Source organism: Phaeodactylibacter xiamenensis, from assembly GCF_000759025.1.
GTDB classification, from domain to species: domain Bacteria; phylum Bacteroidota; class Bacteroidia; order Chitinophagales; family Saprospiraceae; genus Phaeodactylibacter; species Phaeodactylibacter xiamenensis.
In genome coordinates this window covers 80,001-98,833 of the sequence record NZ_JPOS01000002.1, presented here as the reverse complement: position 1 = coordinate 98,833, position 18,833 = coordinate 80,001, and the positions used below count along the sequence as shown (strand labels likewise).

General features: G+C 51.1%; 14 protein-coding genes and 1 pseudogene (1 of these 15 only partly in view). 12 read left to right on the top strand and 3 right to left on the bottom strand.

Annotation, left to right across the window (positions count from 1 at the left end; all coding sequences use genetic code 11):
• Positions 1-33: 33 nt before the first annotated feature.
• Complete coding sequence (locus IX84_RS00410) at positions 34-1,512, bottom strand: XRE family transcriptional regulator (protein ID WP_044215602.1); 1,479 nt, start codon at positions 1,510-1,512, stop codon at positions 34-36.
• 194 nt (positions 1,513-1,706) lie between these two features.
• On the opposite strand from IX84_RS00410, the gene aceB reads away from it, so the two are divergent.
• From aceB to IX84_RS00390, 4 genes are all read left to right on the top strand, one after another.
• On the top strand, positions 1,707-3,320 hold the full coding sequence (aceB, locus tag IX84_RS00405; RefSeq protein WP_081968547.1) for a malate synthase A: 1,614 nt from the start codon (positions 1,707-1,709) through the stop codon (positions 3,318-3,320).
• 133 nt (positions 3,321-3,453) lie between these two features.
• Positions 3,454-4,734, top strand: a complete 1,281-nt coding sequence (aceA, locus tag IX84_RS00400) for an isocitrate lyase (protein WP_044215600.1) — start codon at positions 3,454-3,456, stop codon at positions 4,732-4,734.
• A gap of 196 nt (positions 4,735-4,930) precedes the next feature.
• Positions 4,931-5,875: a phytanoyl-CoA dioxygenase family protein gene (locus IX84_RS00395; protein ID WP_044215599.1), complete on the top strand. Its 945-nt coding sequence runs from the start codon at positions 4,931-4,933 to the stop codon at positions 5,873-5,875.
• A 72-nt stretch (positions 5,876-5,947) separates the two neighbouring features.
• The gene (locus IX84_RS00390) at positions 5,948-6,679 is read left to right on the top strand and encodes an esterase family protein (protein ID WP_044215597.1); all 732 of its coding nucleotides are present in this window, start codon (positions 5,948-5,950) and stop codon (positions 6,677-6,679) included.
• Here IX84_RS00390 and IX84_RS00385 read toward each other — a convergent pair.
• On the bottom strand, positions 6,658-7,164 hold the full coding sequence (locus IX84_RS00385; RefSeq protein ID WP_044215595.1) for an NUDIX hydrolase: 507 nt from the start codon (positions 7,162-7,164) through the stop codon (positions 6,658-6,660). The genes IX84_RS00390 and IX84_RS00385 overlap by 22 nt on opposite strands.
• 252 nt (positions 7,165-7,416) lie before the next feature.
• On the opposite strand from IX84_RS00385, the gene IX84_RS00380 reads away from it, so the two are divergent.
• The 6 genes and pseudogenes from IX84_RS00380 to IX84_RS00355 all read left to right on the top strand — a co-directional run bounded on the left by IX84_RS00380 (position 7,417) and on the right by IX84_RS00355 (position 15,905).
• Positions 7,417-10,407, top strand: coding sequence for a sensor histidine kinase (locus IX84_RS00380; protein WP_044215593.1), 2,991 nt, complete (start codon positions 7,417-7,419; stop codon positions 10,405-10,407).
• On the top strand, positions 10,388-11,221 hold the full coding sequence (locus tag IX84_RS00375) for a LytR/AlgR family response regulator transcription factor (protein ID WP_044215591.1): 834 nt from the start codon (positions 10,388-10,390) through the stop codon (positions 11,219-11,221). The genes IX84_RS00380 and IX84_RS00375 overlap by 20 nt, the downstream gene beginning before the upstream one ends.
• A 681-nt stretch (positions 11,222-11,902) precedes the next feature.
• Positions 11,903-12,727, top strand: coding sequence for a leucine-rich repeat domain-containing protein (locus tag IX84_RS00370; protein ID WP_152604868.1), 825 nt, complete (start codon positions 11,903-11,905; stop codon positions 12,725-12,727).
• 132 nt (positions 12,728-12,859) lie between these two features.
• Positions 12,860-13,159 (top strand): annotated as a pseudogene (locus IX84_RS34770) (leucine-rich repeat domain-containing protein); the annotation flags it as partial.
• 174 nt (positions 13,160-13,333) lie between these two features.
• Positions 13,334-15,190, top strand: a complete 1,857-nt coding sequence (locus IX84_RS00360) for a hypothetical protein (RefSeq protein WP_152604867.1) — start codon at positions 13,334-13,336, stop codon at positions 15,188-15,190.
• Between the two features lie 91 nt (positions 15,191-15,281).
• Complete coding sequence (locus tag IX84_RS00355; RefSeq protein ID WP_081968546.1) at positions 15,282-15,905, top strand: Uma2 family endonuclease; 624 nt, start codon at positions 15,282-15,284, stop codon at positions 15,903-15,905.
• Here IX84_RS00355 and IX84_RS00350 read toward each other — a convergent pair.
• The gene (locus tag IX84_RS00350; RefSeq protein ID WP_044215584.1) at positions 15,902-17,272 is read right to left on the bottom strand and encodes an MATE family efflux transporter; all 1,371 of its coding nucleotides are present in this window, start codon (positions 17,270-17,272) and stop codon (positions 15,902-15,904) included. The two genes, IX84_RS00355 and IX84_RS00350, sit on opposite strands and share 4 nt — an antisense overlap.
• Here IX84_RS00350 and IX84_RS00345 point away from each other — a divergent pair.
• Together IX84_RS00345 and IX84_RS00340 are read left to right on the top strand one after the other, a co-directional pair.
• A complete protein-coding gene (locus tag IX84_RS00345) occupies positions 17,238-17,690 on the top strand; it encodes a sensor histidine kinase (protein ID WP_044215582.1) in 453 nt (150 codons plus the stop codon). The two genes, IX84_RS00350 and IX84_RS00345, sit on opposite strands and share 35 nt — an antisense overlap.
• Before the next feature lie 10 nt (positions 17,691-17,700).
• On the top strand, positions 17,701-18,833 hold the 5' portion of the coding sequence (locus tag IX84_RS00340) for an FAD-dependent oxidoreductase (protein ID WP_044215580.1). It continues 538 nt past the right edge of the window; 1,133 of the gene's 1,671 nt are visible here — the first part of the coding sequence; its start codon is at positions 17,701-17,703; the stop codon falls past the right edge of the window.

The window sequence follows — 18,833 nt, the reverse complement described above, 5'->3', positions numbered from 1 at the left end:
TCATTAAATAAGGCTGTGTGAAATATCGTATTACTAAGGTAATTGCTGCCCAGCTTTTAGGATATCCACTTTGCGCTGTTGTGCTTCCAGAAAAGCAGGTGTTACTGCCCGGGCTTCGCAATTTGTGATCCCGCAGCGCTCACAGGTCGTGTGCACCAGGCGTGTTTCCAGATCAGGACTGCTGAGGAAACGGAAACGTTCTCTAAGCCTACTATTCACCATCAGCCCAATTGTGACACTGACCCCCCGAGCAGGGATATGGAAATCCGGTTTAGCAATGGAGATGCACAGATAGCGGTTTTCGGTTTGCCAGTAAGATGAGATCTGCGCATTTATAATAGGTAAAGTAGTGGGCTTCAGCCCTGACTTCAGCTGTTTTATGATATTTACAGACACCCAGCGGCGACAGTAGTGTTCGTTAAGTTGGTTGGCATAAGGATTGTGTATTTGAGAGAGATGTAGCTCTTTGGTCATACGAAAGTGCTGTAGTCCTTCAGCCCCCACTAGTCGGATGAAGAATAAGTCGTTGATTCCGAAATGTTGAGGCAAAAGGTTTGTCCAGCGCTGCAGAAGCGTTTCAGGTGTGGCATTATATTTACTGAGGAGCTGATGCAGATAATCTGGTGACCAACTAACTTTTTGAGCGAATTTGCGGATATCTTCTACCACACTGTCTTCATCCATTAGCAAAGCTACAGCAAAATAAGATGCCCGGAAGTTACTGAGCAGACGCTCGAAGGAGTCCATTTGTACAATTCGGGTAAAGTAAGGTCTCGTAGATAGGTTTAGGTACTGAAAAGCCAGCTCCCGGGCTAAAAGGAAATTTTGTTGAGCGTCTGTGAGCTTTCCGTCAAGATAAAGAGTTTGACTCTTAGCTTGGAAAAAAGACCGCTGCCCATTCAGTTCCGGTACTGTAGTCATTAACTGATCGTTGACTTTTATATCATATCGCTCCTCAAGCAGCTTGCGTAAAACATTTGGCAGGCCAGTTAGTATGCGGGGCAGGCCATTTTCCTTACGGAAATTTCGTACGGCTTGTTCCAATTCCAAAAAGTAGTTGTTGTACATATCTTGATAGGAGCGTAAGGCTGCTAAATATAAGTGTTCCCGCTGCATTTGATAATTTCGGGTGACCTTGAAGATGGTATTAATAAAAGCGTTCACCTTGTCTGGTGTATTAGAGAATAGCTCGAATAATTTGTCAGGGCTGATGCCAAACTGATCCAATGGGAATTCCTTGATGAATTCTGAGCTAAGCAAGTCCACAATAGGTTGTAATTTTTTCGACGCCCGCATCGAGACCATATAGTCATAATCTACACCTAGGGCTTTTGCCAGTGCATCAATCCGCTGGACTTTGGGGTATTTTTTACCTCTTTCAATATCGTGAACGTAAGATTTGGATAAGCCGGACGATTTGGCGAGTTCTTCAAGCGACAAGCCAAGCTGTTGACGGTGATATTTGACTTTGAACCCAAATATCATTTTGATGATATCCTCTTTGATGATCATATTGAGGGTTTAATTACGAATTCAAATCTAAGAGTTCGGATAGTTCAGCAAAGGTACAGCGGGCGTGACCGCTTTGCAAATGTACGCTATCAAAAAAACAAGCACAGGAATTTACCGAAATTAGTTTTAGCGGAAATTCCGCTAAATGAATAATAATTCGCATATTGCGTACATGAATAACAAAAACGAATTTTATGGATGCATTAACCCTTGAAAATTACGCTACAGTCGATGGGCTGGTAATTAATGGTGCTTTTAAACCGGCTTTCGCCGAAATCCTGACAGAAGAAGCACAGCAATTCCTCATAGCACTGCACCGCCACTTTAATGATCGCCGTTTGCAACTGCTAAAGGCACGCGAAGAGCGGCAGCAAACTATTGATCGGGGCAAGCTACCGGATTTTCTTTCTCATACGCAACATATTCGTGAAAGTGACTGGCAGGTGGCACCACTGCCGCCCGACCTGCTTGATCGGAGGGTTGAAATTACTGGCCCAGTGGAGCGTAAGATGATTATCAATGCGCTTAACTCTGGCGCTAAAACTTTTATGGCAGATTTTGAAGATAGTAATACACCCAACTGGCAGAACACCATTCAGGGGCAGATTAATCTCCGGGATGCTATCCGGGGCGACATTACGTTTGAGGATAAAAAGCGGGGCAAGTCATATCAACTGCAGGCGCAAACAGCGGTCTTGCTAGTACGCCCTCGGGGTTGGCACCTCAAAGAAAAACACATCATTGCAGATGGGGAACCGATGAGCGGGAGCTTGGTAGATTTTGGACTTTATTTCTTTCATAATGCGCAGGCGTTGATCCAAAAAGGCTCTGGTCCTTATTTCTACCTGCCGAAGTTGGAAAGCCATCTTGAGGCCCGCTTATGGAATGATGTTTTTTTATTTGCGCAAGCTTATGTAGGTATTCCCCGGAAAACCATTAAAGCCACAGTGCTTATTGAGACGATCCTGGCTTCCTTTGAGCTCCATGAAATACTCTATGAACTTCGGGAGCACTCGGCAGGGCTAAACTGTGGGCGCTGGGATTATATCTTCTCCTATATTAAAAAGTTGCGTAATCTGTCCGGTTATATACTCCCCGACCGTGCTCAGGTGAGCATGACGGTGGATTTTATGAAAGCCTATTCCCAGCTGGTGATTCAAACCTGTCACCGACGGGCGGTACATGCTATGGGTGGAATGGCAGCCCAAATCCCTATAAAAGGAGACGAGGCGGCAAATGAGGCAGCTCTTAATAAAGTACGCGAGGACAAACAGCGCGAGGCTCTGGACGGCCATGATGGCACCTGGGTCGCACACCCCGGACTTGTTCCGGTGGCCAAAGCCGTATTTGATGAATTGATGCCTGGGAAAAATCAGATCAACCGCAAGCGGGAAGATGTGAACGTGGTCGCTGCAGACCTGCTCCGGCCGGCAAAGGGCACAATTACGGAAGCTGGGCTGCGGCTGAATATTAACGTTGGTATCTTGTATATTGAGAGCTGGCTGCGGGGGAATGGCGCAGCAGCCATATACCATCTAATGGAGGATGCAGCAACGGCAGAGATTTCCCGTACTCAAGTCTGGCAATGGATACACACGGGAGCACAGCTTGACGATGGGCGCCCTGTTACATACTCACTTTACCGGGAGCTCTTACAGGATGAGCTTCAAAAAATAAAAGCGTACGTCGGTTATGAAACTTACGAGCAGGGGCGTTTCGCAGAAGCTATCGATTTATTCGACCGGCTGGTAAAGTCAGAGCAATACATAGCGTTTCTCACTTTGCCGGCATATAACCTGATCGATTAATCTCATCCGGGTAGTCCAGACGGTCACCCGGTCATTTTATCACATTTATTTCAAATCACGATCTGGTGCAGTGCTCCTGTGCCAGCCGGGCAAGCTATGCCTGATCGTGAAGAGCATTCAAAACTATCAAGCGATGAAAAATGACATCCGCGTACAGCAATTGAAAAGCGATTGGCTCACCAATCCCCGTTGGGAGGGTATTGAGCGTCCTTATTCTGCAGAGAAAGTCCTCAAACTTAGGGGGTCAGTGGACATGGAGTATACGTTGGCCCGGGAGGGAGCGAAGAAGTTTTGGCATAAGTTACATACTCAGGACTGGATTGCCGGGCTCGGTGCATTAACTGGTAATCAGGCTATTCAGGAGGTAGAAGCCGGGCTGGAAGCCATCTACCTAAGTGGCTGGCAGGTCGCTGCTGATGCGAACCTGGGCAGCACTATGTACCCCGATCAATCCCTTTATCCAGCCAATTCAGTGCCCAATGTGGTACGCCGTATTAACAATGCCTTGCGTCGCCGGGACCAGATTCAATCGGTTAGTGGCGTAGGAGGCAAAGATTATATGGTGCCTGTTATCGCTGATGCAGAGGCAGGCTTCGGTGGTAATCTTAATGCCTACGAGCTCATGCTCGGGCTTATAGAGTCAGGTGCTTCAGGTGTTCACTTCGAAGACCAACTTTCTTCAGCCAAGAAGTGTGGTCACCTGGGGGGGAAGGTGCTGGTCCCCACGCAGGAAGCTATCAATAAACTGGTGGCTGCCCGCCTGGCAGCTGATGTAGCAGGTACCCCTACACTAATCATTGCCCGTACAGATGCGGATGCTGCCAGTTTAATCACTTCTGATGTTGACCAGCGTGACCGGCCTTTTGTGATGAGTGAAGTGCGTACCACAGAAGGCTTTTTCAAGGTTAGATGTGGGTTGGAACAAGCCATCAGCCGTGGGTTATCCTACGCACCTTACGCCGATTTGCTATGGATGGAAACCTCCAATCCGGACTTGGGGCAGGCCCGGGCATTTGCTCAGGCCATACATGAACAATATCCAGGTAAGCTATTGGCATACAACTGCTCGCCTTCCTTCAACTGGGCTGCCAATCTGAGTGAAAAGCAGATGCTAACCTTCCGCGAAGACCTCGCTGCACTCGGTTACCGCTTCCAGTTCATCACTTTGGCGGGTTTTCATGCTCTGAACACGTCTATGTTTGAGCTGTCCAAAGCCTACAAGGCGCGTGGTATGGCAGGTTATAGTGAGTTACAGGAACGGGAGTTCGAGTTACAGAATACCGGATTCGCTGCGGTAAAGCATCAGTCCTTTGTAGGTACAACCTATTTTGACTTCCTGCAGAATACTGTACAACAGGATGCTTCTACGGTCGCCATGAAAGGTAGTACAGAGGAAGCTCAGTTTACACATTAGTGTGACATTGTGGTAGCTGGGCTATGTCCCATTACTCACTCCATGGCACATTATTAGTGTTTTAGTACTTGCCCGGGTTATAGGTAGAAATGCCAGAGACGACATCTGTCGCAGAGGGTTAGCTTACATACGCCCGGGCAAGACTTTTTAGACATTCCCACTGATTACCGTTATCTTGCCGCCAAACCGGAATGGCATGATCGGATGGATAAGGCAATACAAGTGGACTTACGCCCTTTACAACTACTTTCAGCAGTCCCGCTTAGGGCACCTCAATGCCCTGTACTCCAGGTACGGATTGGACAAACGCTACTACGAGCCCGTTAGCAGTGCTGATTTTGACCATCTGCCGGACGCCCGGAAAGAAAGCATTGAGCCGGATATTGCCGGCTTGAAGGCAGACGCCCTGTTTTCCATTCTCAACCCTGCCACTCAGGAAAGCTTGCTGGCCTACCCTGAGGAAGGCTACGCGGTGCTTAAAGGCTGGCTGCGCCCCGATGAAGTAGGCCTGGCCAATGCTGAGGTGCAGCGCCTGTTGGACGATCAGTCCCTGCGCTTTCGATACAGCAACAAAAAGCTGATGTTTGCCATCCACCACAGCGATTTCCTGAGGCGTATTGGGGAGCACCCTCACCTGCAGGCCATTCTCAACTACCTCATTGATGGGGAAGCCCGGCTTTTCCAAAGTATCAACTTCGTGCATGAGGGCAGCGAGCAAAAGACCCATTCTGACTCTGTCCACATGACGACCTATCCACTCGGCGGCCTGCTGGGCGTATGGATTGCCCTCGAAGACATGACGCCAGACAACGGCCCCCTGCATTATTACCCCGGCAGCCACAAGCTGCCCTACCTGCTCAACGACGCCTATGGTAATGAAGGCAACCGCTGGAAAATTGGTGATCAGCCTTACTCCGCCTACGAGCAGATGATGGAAAAAAAGGTTAAGGAGTGGGGACTGGAAAAGCGCATCTTCGAAGCGCAGGCCGGCGATGTGCTGATCTGGCATGCCAACCTGCTGCACGGCGGTGAGCCCCATCGCGATAAAAGCCAGCCCCGCAAAAGTATGGTCCTGCATTACTTTAAGGAAGGCTACATCTGCTACCACGAGGTGACGCAGCGGCCGGCACTGATGAAGTAGGGACTCCCTCCAGACTTTATGGGCTTAATTATCGTCTAATCTGCTATCTTTGCGCGAAATTAAAAACCAACGATGAACAGAGACATTCATTCCTGGCACAGCCCCCGCCTCAATAAACAAATGGAAGTAGCCGTGTACGGGCACTACGGCTTTGCCCTGCTTCTTTTGCCAACGGCCGCTGCCGATTACCTGGAGTACGAGCGCTTTCACCTGATTGACGCCATTGCAGGGCCCATCAACGCGGGCAAAGTGAAGGTGTTTTCCATCAACAGCATCAATGCGGAGAGCTGGCTCAATCCCAACATGCCCCCCCGCCACAAAGCGATCCGGCATCAGCAGTTCAATGAGTATGTCTTTGAGGAAGTCGTGCCATTCATCAAAAGCATGACGAGCGAAGACACCCCCATCATCACCTGCGGGGCTTCTTTAGGGGCTTTGCATTCTGTCAACCTGTTCTTCCGCCGGCCAGACCTCTTCAGCGGTGTCATCGGTATGAGTGGCGATTACGATCTGAGCACCTATACCAAAGGGTACCACGATCAGGATGTGTATTTCAACTCGCCGGTACAGTACCTGCCCAATATGGAGGACCACGGCCTGCTGACGCAAATTCGCCGCAGCAACCACATTCATATCGTTACCGGTCAGGGCGATTGGGAAAACCCGGATGCCTCCCGCCGCTTTTCTGCCATCCTGCACGCCAAGGGCATCGACCATGAGCTTGACGTCTGGGGCCCGGATATGCCGCACGACTGGCCGACCTGGCGCAAGATGCTGCCGTACTACCTGGAATCCCGGTTCTGAGGAAAGACCACCTTACCGGAAATTTCCTCCCGCATTTCCAGCAGGTTGAGCTGGGCATCGTACAGGGCGTCAAGCGCAAACGGCTGCCCGCTCAGCAGGTATTCGTAAATCTGCCAGTCCGTGGGAGGGGTAGGGACATCAAGCAAACCACTGCGCGGCACCCAATGCAGGGTGCCTTCGTCACAGGGCGGCGGCGGCACCCACTCGATAGCCGCGATGAAAATAAAACACAGCCAGTTGTAATGAACCGGTGAGGTTTCTGTGAGCACTCCGCCGTAGGTCAGTTGCTCCCGCGTCAGTTGAATACCGGTTTCTTCGGCTGTCTCGCGCACTGCGGTATCAATGGGCCGTTCGTAGGGCTCTACCTTCCCACCCACAGGTACATACATGCCGGCATTGGGCATTTTATTCCGTTCGAGCAATAAAAACGCGTCTTCGTGGCGGAGCACCACCATGGTGGCGATGCGTTTGAGGCCTTCCTGCATGGTGTTTTTTTACAAAGATAGAAGAAGCAGTGGAGGATTGGGAAAGGCTTTGCGGCTCCATAATTCGGGGATCACAATTCGTAACATTCCATAGGCTTTCCAGTGGAGCACTCTACTTGACTGATAGAGTTAGATGGGAGGATTTAGGTGAGGGCTTCTTTTTGCCTCACTACGAAGGTAGTTTTTCGAGCCAATCTCGCAATGTTGTTTGAGAAAATCCTATATTAGCCTAACAGAACTAACCCCAAACAAGTGAAAAACTACTACCTGTTCGCAGTTGCCGCGCTGCTGGCCTGGTATGATGCCGCCGGGCAAAAACTTCCCTTAAATCACTTCACTGTGCATGATGGCTTGGTGCAGCAGCAGGTGCTGGGGCTGTTCCAGGATAGCCAGGGCTATATTTGGGCGGGTACCAAAAGCGGCATCAGCAAATTTAACGGTGCCACCTTTGAAAACTACTTCCTTGAAGAAGGGGTGCCAGCCACCAGTATCTTTGCTTTTGATGAAGATAAAGCCGGGCGCCTCTGGGCCGCTTCCGGAGCGGGCCTGCTGGTTTTTGACGGGCAAACCTGGGAATACTTTCCCCGGCTATTGCGAGAAAACCAACCTGTAGCCTGCCTGGATGACGGGAGTGTGCTGACCATTGATGCAGATGGCAAACTACTGTTGTTTAAAAGGGGGCAATATGAATTCGTTGGCGAGGGGCAGCCAGAAATCAAAGACGTTTCCATGTCTGGTTTCCTGCCTCAGCCCACCCTTGAGGGCACACTTTTTTTCTCAGACCACAACGCCTGGCGGTATAGCGAAGGGCAATTCCATTTGGCACATCAGTTTGATGGGACGCCCTATGGGGTAAATTATGCTGGAAGGCTTAGTTTTTTGGAAAAGAGGGACAGCCTGACAAATGTTTATGGCGCTGATGTAAGGGACACGGTCCTAAAGAATGTGCCTCTAAGGGCAACCCGTCAACTGATGACCAAGTCAGGGGATGTTTATTTGGGGGACTGGAAACAATTGGTACGGATATCTAAGGATGGAGCCCCTGAAACTTTACTTTCAGGAGTAATGGTAAATGCTTTACTGGAAGACAGAGATGGCCATATTTGGATCGGCACCGAAAACGGTATATTCCAGTACTTTCCTCATGGGTTTTTCTACTATGGGAATGAGGAACTGCCGCTGCCCTGGGGTATTTTACAAGATGAGGAATACCGCTACTGGTCGCCCAACTTCAATTATGGATTGTATGCTTTCGAGATGGGCGGACCTGCCGAAAAAGTGCCAATTGAGCTGACCGATGATGAAGGTGATGCTATTCCTACGGAAGGTATGTATTTCAGCCCCTCTCAGGATCTGGACGGGCATCTGTATTTTGCGTTCAGCCAGGGAGTGATCCGTTATCGGGACGGTGTATTCGACCATTACATTAAGCCGGCAGACTACCTGTTGCAGGAGAAGGAAAGCAGTGACATCTTAGGTACATACTACGATACTGTAGGGCAGTGCCTGCTGGCCGGGGCTACGAATGGCCGCCTCCTTCTTAAGAAAGAAGAGCAGCCTGTAAAACTCATACAAGTCGATAGCGGCGCACATGCCCGCAAATTTGTTGTTTCCATCTGCCGCAGCCCCGACGGCTACTACTGGTGGGGTTCCTCAGCCGGGCTGGCACGTGTGCATATTCAAACGGGAGAGATTGATCTATATGAAAAACGGGCTCCTCAGCGTGGGGCTATATCCTTGAGTATCGCAGCAGACAGTGTGCTGTGGGTGGGTAGCAAAGAAGGGCTGATGTATTACAATGCGGCAACAGACAGCCTGATAGCCTTCCGGCCTGATATTTTTCAGGTTCGGGTCATGGACATCACCTTTACGCCCAACGGACTGATGCTGATTGCCGAGCAAAACGAGATCAAGGTAGTGGACTGGGCGCACTACAAAGCCACCGGACAGCTCCGGATAAAAAACTACAACTATAGATATGGCTTTTTTGGGCTGGAATCAGGTCAAAGCAGCTGTTACCTGGACCGCGAGAACCGTTACTGGGTGCCGGCAGGGAATGGTGCCTATTTTATTGATGTAGACGCGATCAGTTTTGATCAGCCCCCGGCGCAGGTACGGATATTCCGCATCAATGGAAGCCCTATTGGGTTTTTATCGGATGAATTCATCGCCTTGCCCTACGGTGTCAATGAAGCCACCCTGCAGTTTGAGCCCATTGGTTTTGCTTCTACCCTTCGCCACCAATACAGTTATCGCTTGCTGGAACGCGATACCAATTGGAGTGCCTGGCAGGAGGAGCCCTTTGCCCACTTTGCCAATCTGACCTCTGGCGACTACACCTTTGAGGTGCGCCTGCGCATTGCAGATACCCGCCACGCTACGGTAGATGTACTGCACTTTTCTGTGAGTCAGCCTTTTTACAAGGCGCCCGGTTTCTATTACCAGGCAGCGTGGGCAGGCCTCGTACTAAGTGGGCTGCTTATGTTGCTTTCGATCGGTATTTACCGGTATTTCCGTAAAAATCAAAAGGCACAATTAATCCTGCGGGAGAAAGAGCAGCAACTGACTTTTTATCAGGTGCATACCCTGCAGGCGCAGCTCAACCCCCACTTCATCAACAATACGCTGACAGCCATGCAACACTTTTCAAAGCAAGGCGACCCCGATGCCCTGGACCAGCAAATTCAACGGTTAGCGAAATTAATGGGCCATTTTATGGAATCCAGCCTTTCTGCTGATCTAAATAGTAGCGTGAAGGCGGACAATACCATGCGCCTTACCGAGGAAGTGGAACTCCTGACCCACTACATGGAGTTAATGCAGGTTTTGCACCCCGGGCTTTTCACCTTTGAGATTGCCTTGCCCAAAGCAGTACCTGTAAGTGAGATATCCCTTCCGCCGATGCTGCTGCAACCCTTTGTGGAAAACGCCATAGAGCATGGTTTCCGGCTGGGTAAAAATAATGGGCATCTGTTGCTCCACTTTGAAATGGAAGGTCAGGCATTATATTGCCGGATCATGGATGACGGTATTGGCCGGCAGGCGGCATCTGAGTTGCAAGCCTCTTCCATGGGGAGTTTTAAGTCGAGAGGGACCGCCCTGGTCTACGAGCGCATCCGCTTGCTCAACAACATGGGGCAGCACATTGAATTAGATATTACCGACCGCCCCGGTGGCGGCACAATAGTACAATTAACGATACAAACCAACAGAACAACAGCTTATGACCGCCGCAATTATTGAAGACAGTTTGCCTGTGGCCGAATTGCTGCAGCACCACTTACGAGAATCCTTTCCGGACATGAAAATTGCCGGGGTAGCGGACTGCCTGCCTGATGCCGTGGAGCTGGTCCGGGAGATCCGGCCTGACCTGCTTTTTCTGGATATACAGATTAAGCAGGGCACCTCCTTTAGCCTTTTAAACACCCTGGAGTCGCAGCGCCTGCTCAATGCTCACCTGATTTTCGTGACCGGGCACGGGAGCAAGGAGAATGTCCAACGTGCAATGAGGTATGCCGCCCTTGATTTTATCGAGAAACCCATCAATCCCGATCAGCTGCGCAGCGCTGTAGAGCGGGCATGCCGAAAGGACCAGGATCAGCAAGCGATCATTGAAAAACTCGGCCTCATGATGGAATTGCTGGAACGCCGGGGGCAACGGCTTCGGTCAGTGATGTCGGTGCCTTTGCTCCATGGCGATATGGAAATGGTCCATAAGGACAAAGTGGTTTACATAGAGTCCAAAGGGCCCGCCACTATCGTACATTTGGAGGATGGGCAACGATTAGCATCGTCCCAAAACCTGAAATACTACGAACACTTACTAAGTGGAGAAGGTGGCTTTCACCGGATCAGCCGCAGCCACCTGGTTAACGAGCTGCACATACAGCGCTACACCTCAGGTGAGAAATACCTCATTTTGAGAAATGGTGAGCAGCTTCAGGCTTCCCGCCGCCGGGGTGCTGATTTTTACCGGGACGTGAGCGGGGCGCTGATCTCGGACAGGCCTAGCTTAAAACAGTTGATAGACAAAATCCAGCATATGCTGCGCCGGTAATGAGGTGGGGGTAAAATGCTTGGGGAGGGCTCTTGGAAATTCGTGCAAATCCGCGCAATCAGTCTAATCTGTGTTCCCTCATGCCACGCACGACACGGGTACACTGATGACACTGATCTGCCCAACGAGACCCGCCCCGCTGGAGGGCCTTCCCGGAATCAGTGCAAATCCGCGCAATCAGTTTAATCCGTGTTCCAACCCGCCACGTGCGACATGGGTACACTGATGCCGTTGATCTGCTCAACGAGACCCGCCCCGCTGGAGGGCCCGCTCGGAAATCCGTGGAAATCTGCGCAATCTCTCCAATCTGTGTTCCCAACCCCCCTCCTAATTTGACCACTTAACCTGACCATCGACCACTCATACCCAATATCGACCACTCCTGTTTTTTCCCTTTGCCCGCACTGTAGGCTATCTTATTTTTATACCCGCTTACACCCACAATTTCTCGTACAATACTTGATATAGGGTTGTTGTTTGCCCGCACTGTAGGCTATCTTATTTTTATACCCGCTTACACCCTGCTATATCCCGGGGAAACCAATTGATACCCGCTGCGCCGCAGCACTCCCAACCACACCCGATTGTCCGGTCCTTTTTTGGAATTGACTATGGCACACTTGCACAGGCAGGTGGTGCTCCAGTCAGTTCGTGCCTGTTTAAACCAAACTTTATATAATCATGAATCAAACTTTACCCGAAAAATCAAATGGGCGGTCGGCTGCTAGCTGCTCTATGTTGGTATCTCCTCAAAATTATTACGGAGAAGTACCGGCAAGTGTTTTTACAATTTCGTTATTAGCCCATGCTACTTATCGTGCAAACCTGAGCTGTAGTTTGCTTAAACCTCTTTTGTCAATTTACATACTTTTTTTGGTCGGGTCACCTTTGGCATTAGCAGGAATGAATACTTTGCCCCAGCCTGACATTCACGATAAAACAGTCGCTACAACCAATAGTTCCTGCCGACAGAATGACTCTCTAGCTCTAGTGGCCCTTTACAACGCTACAAATGGACCTACATGGACTAATACTTGGGATTTGAGTCAGCCAATGGAAAGTTGGTTTGGGGTGATTTTAGATACCGAGGGATGTGTGCAGGAAATCGATTTAAATTATAATGGACTTACCGGTGAAATACCGGTGGGGCTTATGGCTGTGTCTAATTTGCAAACACTAAACCTTAGCTTCAATACAAGCTTGACAGGTGAAATACCAACTGAAATCGGACAGTTAGCTTTTTTGGAGACATTGAACTTCGCGAGAACTGGCCTAAGTGGATCCATTCCACTTGAAATCTGGAATTTGACTAATCTAAGGAACTTAAATCTTTCAAGCACTTGGGTAGGTGGAAATATTCCACCTGAGATAGGGAATTTAACAGAACTGGAAACACTAAACCTTTCAAGTGTTTACGCTGTAGGCGGTAACTTTAACGGGGAGCTGCCTCTTGAACTAGTGGTCTGTCAAGTGTTAATTTATGGGTTGAGTGGGAGCGAATTTTGAGGCTAATCAAGGCGGATGTTCCCGCGCATAGCAGCGCTACGTAAGGGGTTATCCAACGAAGAGTAGCCTCAAAAGTCGCCGCAGGCAACCCCTAGTTTTAGCCTTGACAGACCACTAGGTAGCCTTACTAAGATGAGATCATTGAGTCTTTACAATAATAATTTCACTGGTGTCATCCCACCAGAGCTGAGCAACTTGGCAAATCTGGAAAGCTTGCGCCTTCACAATAATGGGTTTACAGGAAGTATACCCGCTGAACTTGGAAGCCTGACGAAGCTTAGATTTTTATGGCTGGCAGCTAATAACATCTCTGGACAGATTCCCCCTGAAATTGGTAGCCTTCAAGAGTTGAGGCAATTAGCTCTATATGATAATAATCTGACAGGATCATTGCCTCCAGAGTTAGGAGAGCTGTCAGAATTGGTTTCTTTGAATTGTCGAGATAACCAATTGTCTGGTTGTTTCCCCTTAACGCTGTCTGCATTATGTGATGTTTTGATAGTTGATTTCAGCAACAACCCTGGACTGCCTGGAGGAGGTGATTTTCAAAGCTTTTGCAATTCTGGTACAGGAGGCTGTTTGTTTCCGGATTGTGCCAGCTTGAGCATGCCGCTGAATGGGGGCTCGAACGTTTCTATCTCTACCGATCTTTCATGGGGCAATGTTGACGGTGTTATTGGCTATAAGCTTACGGTAGGTACCACAAGCGGCGGCACCGACATTCTCAATAGCATGGATGTAGGCAATGTGACGACTTATGATCCCGGTAATTTCCCATACAGTACGACTATATATGTGACCATCACACCTTATGACGGCAACGGCGATGCACAAGGCTGTACGGAGGAATCTTTCACGACTGAAGCAGCCCCCATCCCCGGCTGCACCGACCCCACCGCCCACAACTACAACCCGGCCGCCAATCAGGACGATGGCTCCTGCGAGACCTGCAGCGATGGCATTCAGAATGGCGATGAGACCGGCGTGGACTGTGGTGGGCTGCTGTGCGGGCCATGCCTCATCGACCCGCCTTCCATCACCGCATTCACAGAGGGGGCTATCCTGGACAACGGCTGCTCCAATGAGGGCCGCCCTGAAGAAGGCATCACCATCCCACTGGCGTGGACTGCTGTTGAGGGGGCGGATTTGTATAACGTGGTATTGACTGTTACAGGGGCATCTGTGCCTTTGCTCAATAGCAATACGGTGTTAACGAGTAGCGTTTATGAATGTACGGACTGTTTGACTAATGCTGCTTCCGTTGGCGTAAAGGTACGTGCGCGGGTCAATGGTATTTGGACCGCATTCTCCCCCACGGTAACGGGTTATTTCGAGCCCGTAAATACCGACTGCCCGGACTGCGTCCCTACCGTTGGCTGCGGCAACATCACCGCCAAGCTGGACCCCGGTGGCAACCTCTTCCTTACGCCTGGCATGATAGACGATGGCACCTCGGAGGCTTGTGGCACTGGCACGCTCAGCCTGGATCAGGAGTACTTTACCTGCGATGACCTCGGCATTCAGGCCGTAACCCTCACCGCTACTGATGGGGTGGGCGGCAGCGCGAGCTGTACCGCTCAGGTGGCGATCGTACCGGGCACAGACCTGCCGGCCGGCTGGTCCGCCACAGACATAGGCGACCCGGGCAGTGGCTCCGACTATGCCTACAACCCCTGCATTGCCCCAAGAGGGGTGTTTGACATCAGCACAGGTGGGTATAACCTCTTCCCGGGCAATGCCGATGAAGCCGCTTACGTACACCGCCCGCTTTGTGGCGATGGGGGCATACAGGCGGATATCGAAGCCGTCACCAATGGCTATGCGGGCATCATGATCCGTGAAAGCAGCGCCCCCGGCAGTAAGGTGACAGCTATATACTCCAATTTGGGTAACCTGCTGCGCCGGGAGACCCGCTACCTAACCGGAGGCAATAAGTCATCAGGCAGCTCCTTCGCTCCATTTGCCACCCGCTTGCGCCTGGTCCGTCAGGGAGACTGGATTCGTGGCTTCTACCGTACACCGAATAGCAGTAGCTGGCAGCTCTTCCATCAGGTCTACCTGCCTATGGGCCAATGTGTGGAAATGGGGCTGGCGGTCTTTACTACAGACCCCAACGGCCAGGCCTCAGCTACCTTCGGGCGGGTCAACTGGCTGTCGTCCGGCGGCGGCAACCTTTCCATGCCGGACCTGGACATCGCAACCGGGGAGCAGTTGCCGGAGCCCCGCTTGTTCCCCAACCCAACGGGCGGGCCGTTTACCTTGTCCTTCGGGCAGGCACTTCCGGCGCCGGCCACCGTTGTCCTGCGCAACCCGGTAGGGCAGGCACTGGAGCAGCGTGTCCTTCAGGCGGGCACGGTACAAACCGAGTGGGACCTGCACAACCACCCCGATGGCCTCTACCTGCTGGAGATCCGCCGGGAAGGTCAGGCGCCAATCCTCCTGCGCCTCCTCAAAACGAAGTAAACACCGTTGAAAAAATTAGGTGAGATCGGCGTCGGGCAGTAGTGTTCCGGCGCCGGTTGTTTTTTTGAGTGGAAAGTGTTATTTTTAGATTATGAGCACAGCCGTATCCATTCCACTATCATTGTCTGATCGTCTAAAGTTAGGCCCGGAATTGCACCGGTTCTCTGCTGATTACGCTACTTTCATCGACGTATTGCAACAGGTCGAGTATCCGGTCGAATTTGAAGATGGCTCAATCATTATTATGAGTATAGCATCTGACCACCACGAGCAACTCGTTGCTAATCTCCTTGGTGTACTTTTTGTTTGCTTAAAGGGGAATACCGAATACCGGAGGTACGGCAGTAATCGGCATGTGTTTATGGAGCATCAAGTGAAAGCTTATGCACCTGATGTCTCCGTCGTACATGGAATACCTTCCATCCATGAATATGCTCCGGGAAAGACTGCCCATACTAACCCCTGGATGGTAGCAGAGGTGATTTCTCCATCAAGCCGTAACCGTGACTTCGGGGAAAAGTTACAGGGGTACAAATCTATCGCCTCCCTGCAGTTCATAATTTACCTGGAGCAGGACCGCCCCTTTGTGACCCTTTTTGAGCGAATGCCTGGTACGGATCGATGGAAAAGTACCGATTTCAATGACACAAACCAGGATCTTCAGGTCGGAGCTTTTGAAATACAGATGTCGGATCTGTATCAGGGGCTGCTCTAATCTCCACCGGACACCTGAGCTGCCTCCACTTCATACGGTGCCTTCCTCCCCAACTCATACCGCAAATACCCATATGTAACCGCCACGGCCAGCACATCCGATACCGGGAAGGCATACCATACCCCATCTAAACCGAAAAACCGGGGCAGAATGAGCACAAAAGGAATGAGGAAAAACCCCTGCTTCGTTAGCGTGAGTATTAATGCCGGCCAGGCTTTCCCAATCGCCTGGAAGTAGGCAGAACTCACCAACTGCGCTGTAATCAGCGGTACCGCCAGAAAGCTGAGCATGAGCGCCCGGGGCGTTTGGCTGATCAGCTCCGGATCATTGGTGAAAATGGACACGATAGAGTCTGCAAAAAACAGAATCCCCGCAAACAATCCCAGGGAAATCACCGTGCCACTCCGAATAGCGTAATTGATAATGCTGCGCACCCGCTCCGGCTTGCCCGCTCCGAAGTTGTACCCCACAATCGGCATAAACCCCTGTGTGATTCCGAGCACCGGGAAGTTGGCAAACATCATTACCCGGTTGATAATCCCATACATAGCCACCGCCACTTCATTGCCATACTGAAAAAGCGTACGGTTGAGCACAATGGTCAGCAGGCTAATCGTGCCCTGCCTGGCTAAAGTGACAATACCAATGCTGAAAATATCCCGGACCAACCGGCCCTCAAGTACCATGCTGCTGCTGTACAACGTCAGCTCCGACCTTCCCGAAAGGAAAAACCATAGCGTGAAACCGCCACTCGCATAGTAGGACAGGGTAGTGGCCCATGCTGCCCCTTCAATCCCCCAGTCCAGCCATACAATGAAAATCGGGTCCAGAATCAGATTCGCCACAGCCGGCACCATCATCGTAAACATCGCCATATTCGGCGCTCCTTCCGCCCGCATCACATTATTGCCCATCATGGCAAAGGCCAGACCGGGCACGCTAAGCAGCACAATCGTAAAATAGGATTTAGCCGGTTCCATAATATCGCCCTGCGCACCAAAAAGTTCCAGCACCGGCGTGAGCAAAAACGATAGCCCCAGCCCCAAAACGACCACCAGCAATAGCGTCAGGGTAGCCATATTGCCAAAAACCTTGCACGCCTTGTCATGATCATCGCCGCCCAGCGCCCGCGAGATAATCGAACTGCCTCCAACGCCAATCGCCATCCCCATGCTGGAAATCAGGAACATAATAGGCATCACCACCGTAATGGCCGCAATGCCCAGTGTGCCTACCCATATCCCGACAAAGATCGTATCCACAATCGAGTAAATGGACATCACAAGCATACCCACGGAAGCCGGGACTGCCATTTTCCGCAACAGCGGGCCGATGGGCTTCTCGCCCAGTTCTTTTGACTGGCTCATAGGGTGCAACCATTTTTGTGGTCGCAATGTACCTGTAAAAGGCAAGCAAATCGAACTGGTCCAAGACTTCTGCCAGTCGGCGCCTGCGGTACAGGGCTTTGCCGGTGAGCTCAACCAGATTTGGACCAACCTCATCGTCAATGCCGTTGATGCCATGCCACCCGGTGGACGGCTGATTGTCCGCACTTACCCTGACCGTGAGTATGTCTGTGTAGACATCGAAGACAACGGCAGCGGCATCCCCGAAGAAGACCAAACCCGGATTTTCGAACCTTTTTTCACCACCAAACCTATGGGGGAGGGGACCGGGATAGGGCTCGATATCGTCAAAAAAATAGTAGATCGCCACAAAGGCAAGATTACCCTGGATTCAAAACCCGGGCGCACCGTTTTTACCCTTTGTTTCCCCACCGCTTAAACTTACACGAATGGCCAACAACAGCAAACCCATAATCTTTTCCGTTGATGATGACCCGCAGGTACTGCGCTCACTGAAACGCGACCTCCGCAATGCTTATAAGGAAGACTATCGCATCATCAGCACGGAAAGCGCTAACGAAGGGCTGGAGGCGCTGGACGCATTAAAGAAAAAGGGAGAAGAAGTCGCCCTGTTCATTTCTGATCAGCGGATGCCGGAAATGCTGGGGGTGGAATTTCTGGAACGTGCCCGGCCATTATACCCGGAAGCCAAGCGGGTGCTGCTCACTGCCTATTCCGATACAGACGCAGCCATCAAAGCCATCAACGATGTACAGCTCGATTACTACTTTCTTAAACCCTGGGACCCGCCACAGGAACGGCTTTATCCCGTCCTCAACGACTTGCTCGAGGAGTGGCAGGTTGGCTTTAAGCCAAAATTCCGGGGCATACGCGTAGTCGGCTACAACTACTCCCCCAAGTCCCATCAGGTGAAGGATTTCCTGGCAGGTAACCTGCTGCCCTACCAATGGCTGGACATAGAAACCAGCCCGGAAGCAAAAGAATTGCTCAACTTGCATGATATTCCAGCCAAAACCCTGCCTGCGGTTTTCTTTGAGGATGGCAGTGCAATCGCCGACCCAACTGTACAAGCGATAGCCGCCAAAATAGGCCTTCATCCCAATGCGAAGTCCGACCTTTACGATGTGGTCATCGTCGGAGCTGGGCCATCCGGTTTAGCTGCAGCCGTATACGGTGGGTCAGAAGGGCTGAAGACCTTGCTCATTGAGCGGCGGGCACCGGGCGGGCAGGCGGGCACAAGTTCCCGGATTGAGAACTACCTGGGTTTCCCCAAAGGACTAAGCGGTTCCGAACTTGCCCGACGCGCCATCACTCAGGCGACCCGGTTTGGCGTGGAGTTTCTATCCCCTCAGGAGGTCAGCAGCATCTCCACCGATGGGCAATACAAAACCATCCACCTGGCAGACGGCTCCACCATTAATACCCGGGCCGTAGTCATTACCACTGGCGTCGACTACCGGAAGCTCCCCGCCGAGGGCGCAGCTGACCTCACAGGCGCAGGCATATATTATGGTGCAGCAATGACTGAGGCGAATGCCTGCCGGGAGAAAGAAGTCTACAT

Bases quoted from the DNA above. Each gene is read 5' to 3' on its own strand.
- aceB (WP_081968547.1), top strand. From the start codon at position 1,707: ATGGATGCATTAACCCTTGAAAATTACGCTACAGTCGATGGGCTGGTA.
- IX84_RS00345 (WP_044215582.1), top strand. From the start codon at position 17,238: ATGGGCTTCTCGCCCAGTTCTTTTGACTGGCTCATAGGGTGCAACCAT.
- IX84_RS00395 (WP_044215599.1), top strand. From the start codon at position 4,931: ATGATCGGATGGATAAGGCAATACAAGTGGACTTACGCCCTTTACAAC.
- IX84_RS00375 (WP_044215591.1), top strand. From the start codon at position 10,388: ATGACCGCCGCAATTATTGAAGACAGTTTGCCTGTGGCCGAATTGCTG.
- IX84_RS00390 (WP_044215597.1), top strand. From the start codon at position 5,948: ATGAACAGAGACATTCATTCCTGGCACAGCCCCCGCCTCAATAAACAA.
- IX84_RS00410 (WP_044215602.1), bottom strand. From the start codon at position 1,512: ATGATCATCAAAGAGGATATCATCAAAATGATATTTGGGTTCAAAGTC.
- IX84_RS00360 (WP_152604867.1), top strand. From the start codon at position 13,334: ATGCCGCTGAATGGGGGCTCGAACGTTTCTATCTCTACCGATCTTTCA.
- IX84_RS00370 (WP_152604868.1), top strand. From the start codon at position 11,903: ATGAATCAAACTTTACCCGAAAAATCAAATGGGCGGTCGGCTGCTAGC.
- aceA (WP_044215600.1), top strand. From the start codon at position 3,454: ATGAAAAATGACATCCGCGTACAGCAATTGAAAAGCGATTGGCTCACC.
- IX84_RS00385 (WP_044215595.1), bottom strand. From the start codon at position 7,164: ATGCAGGAAGGCCTCAAACGCATCGCCACCATGGTGGTGCTCCGCCAC.
- IX84_RS00350 (WP_044215584.1), bottom strand. From the start codon at position 17,272: ATGAGCCAGTCAAAAGAACTGGGCGAGAAGCCCATCGGCCCGCTGTTG.
- IX84_RS00355 (WP_081968546.1), top strand. From the start codon at position 15,282: ATGAGCACAGCCGTATCCATTCCACTATCATTGTCTGATCGTCTAAAG.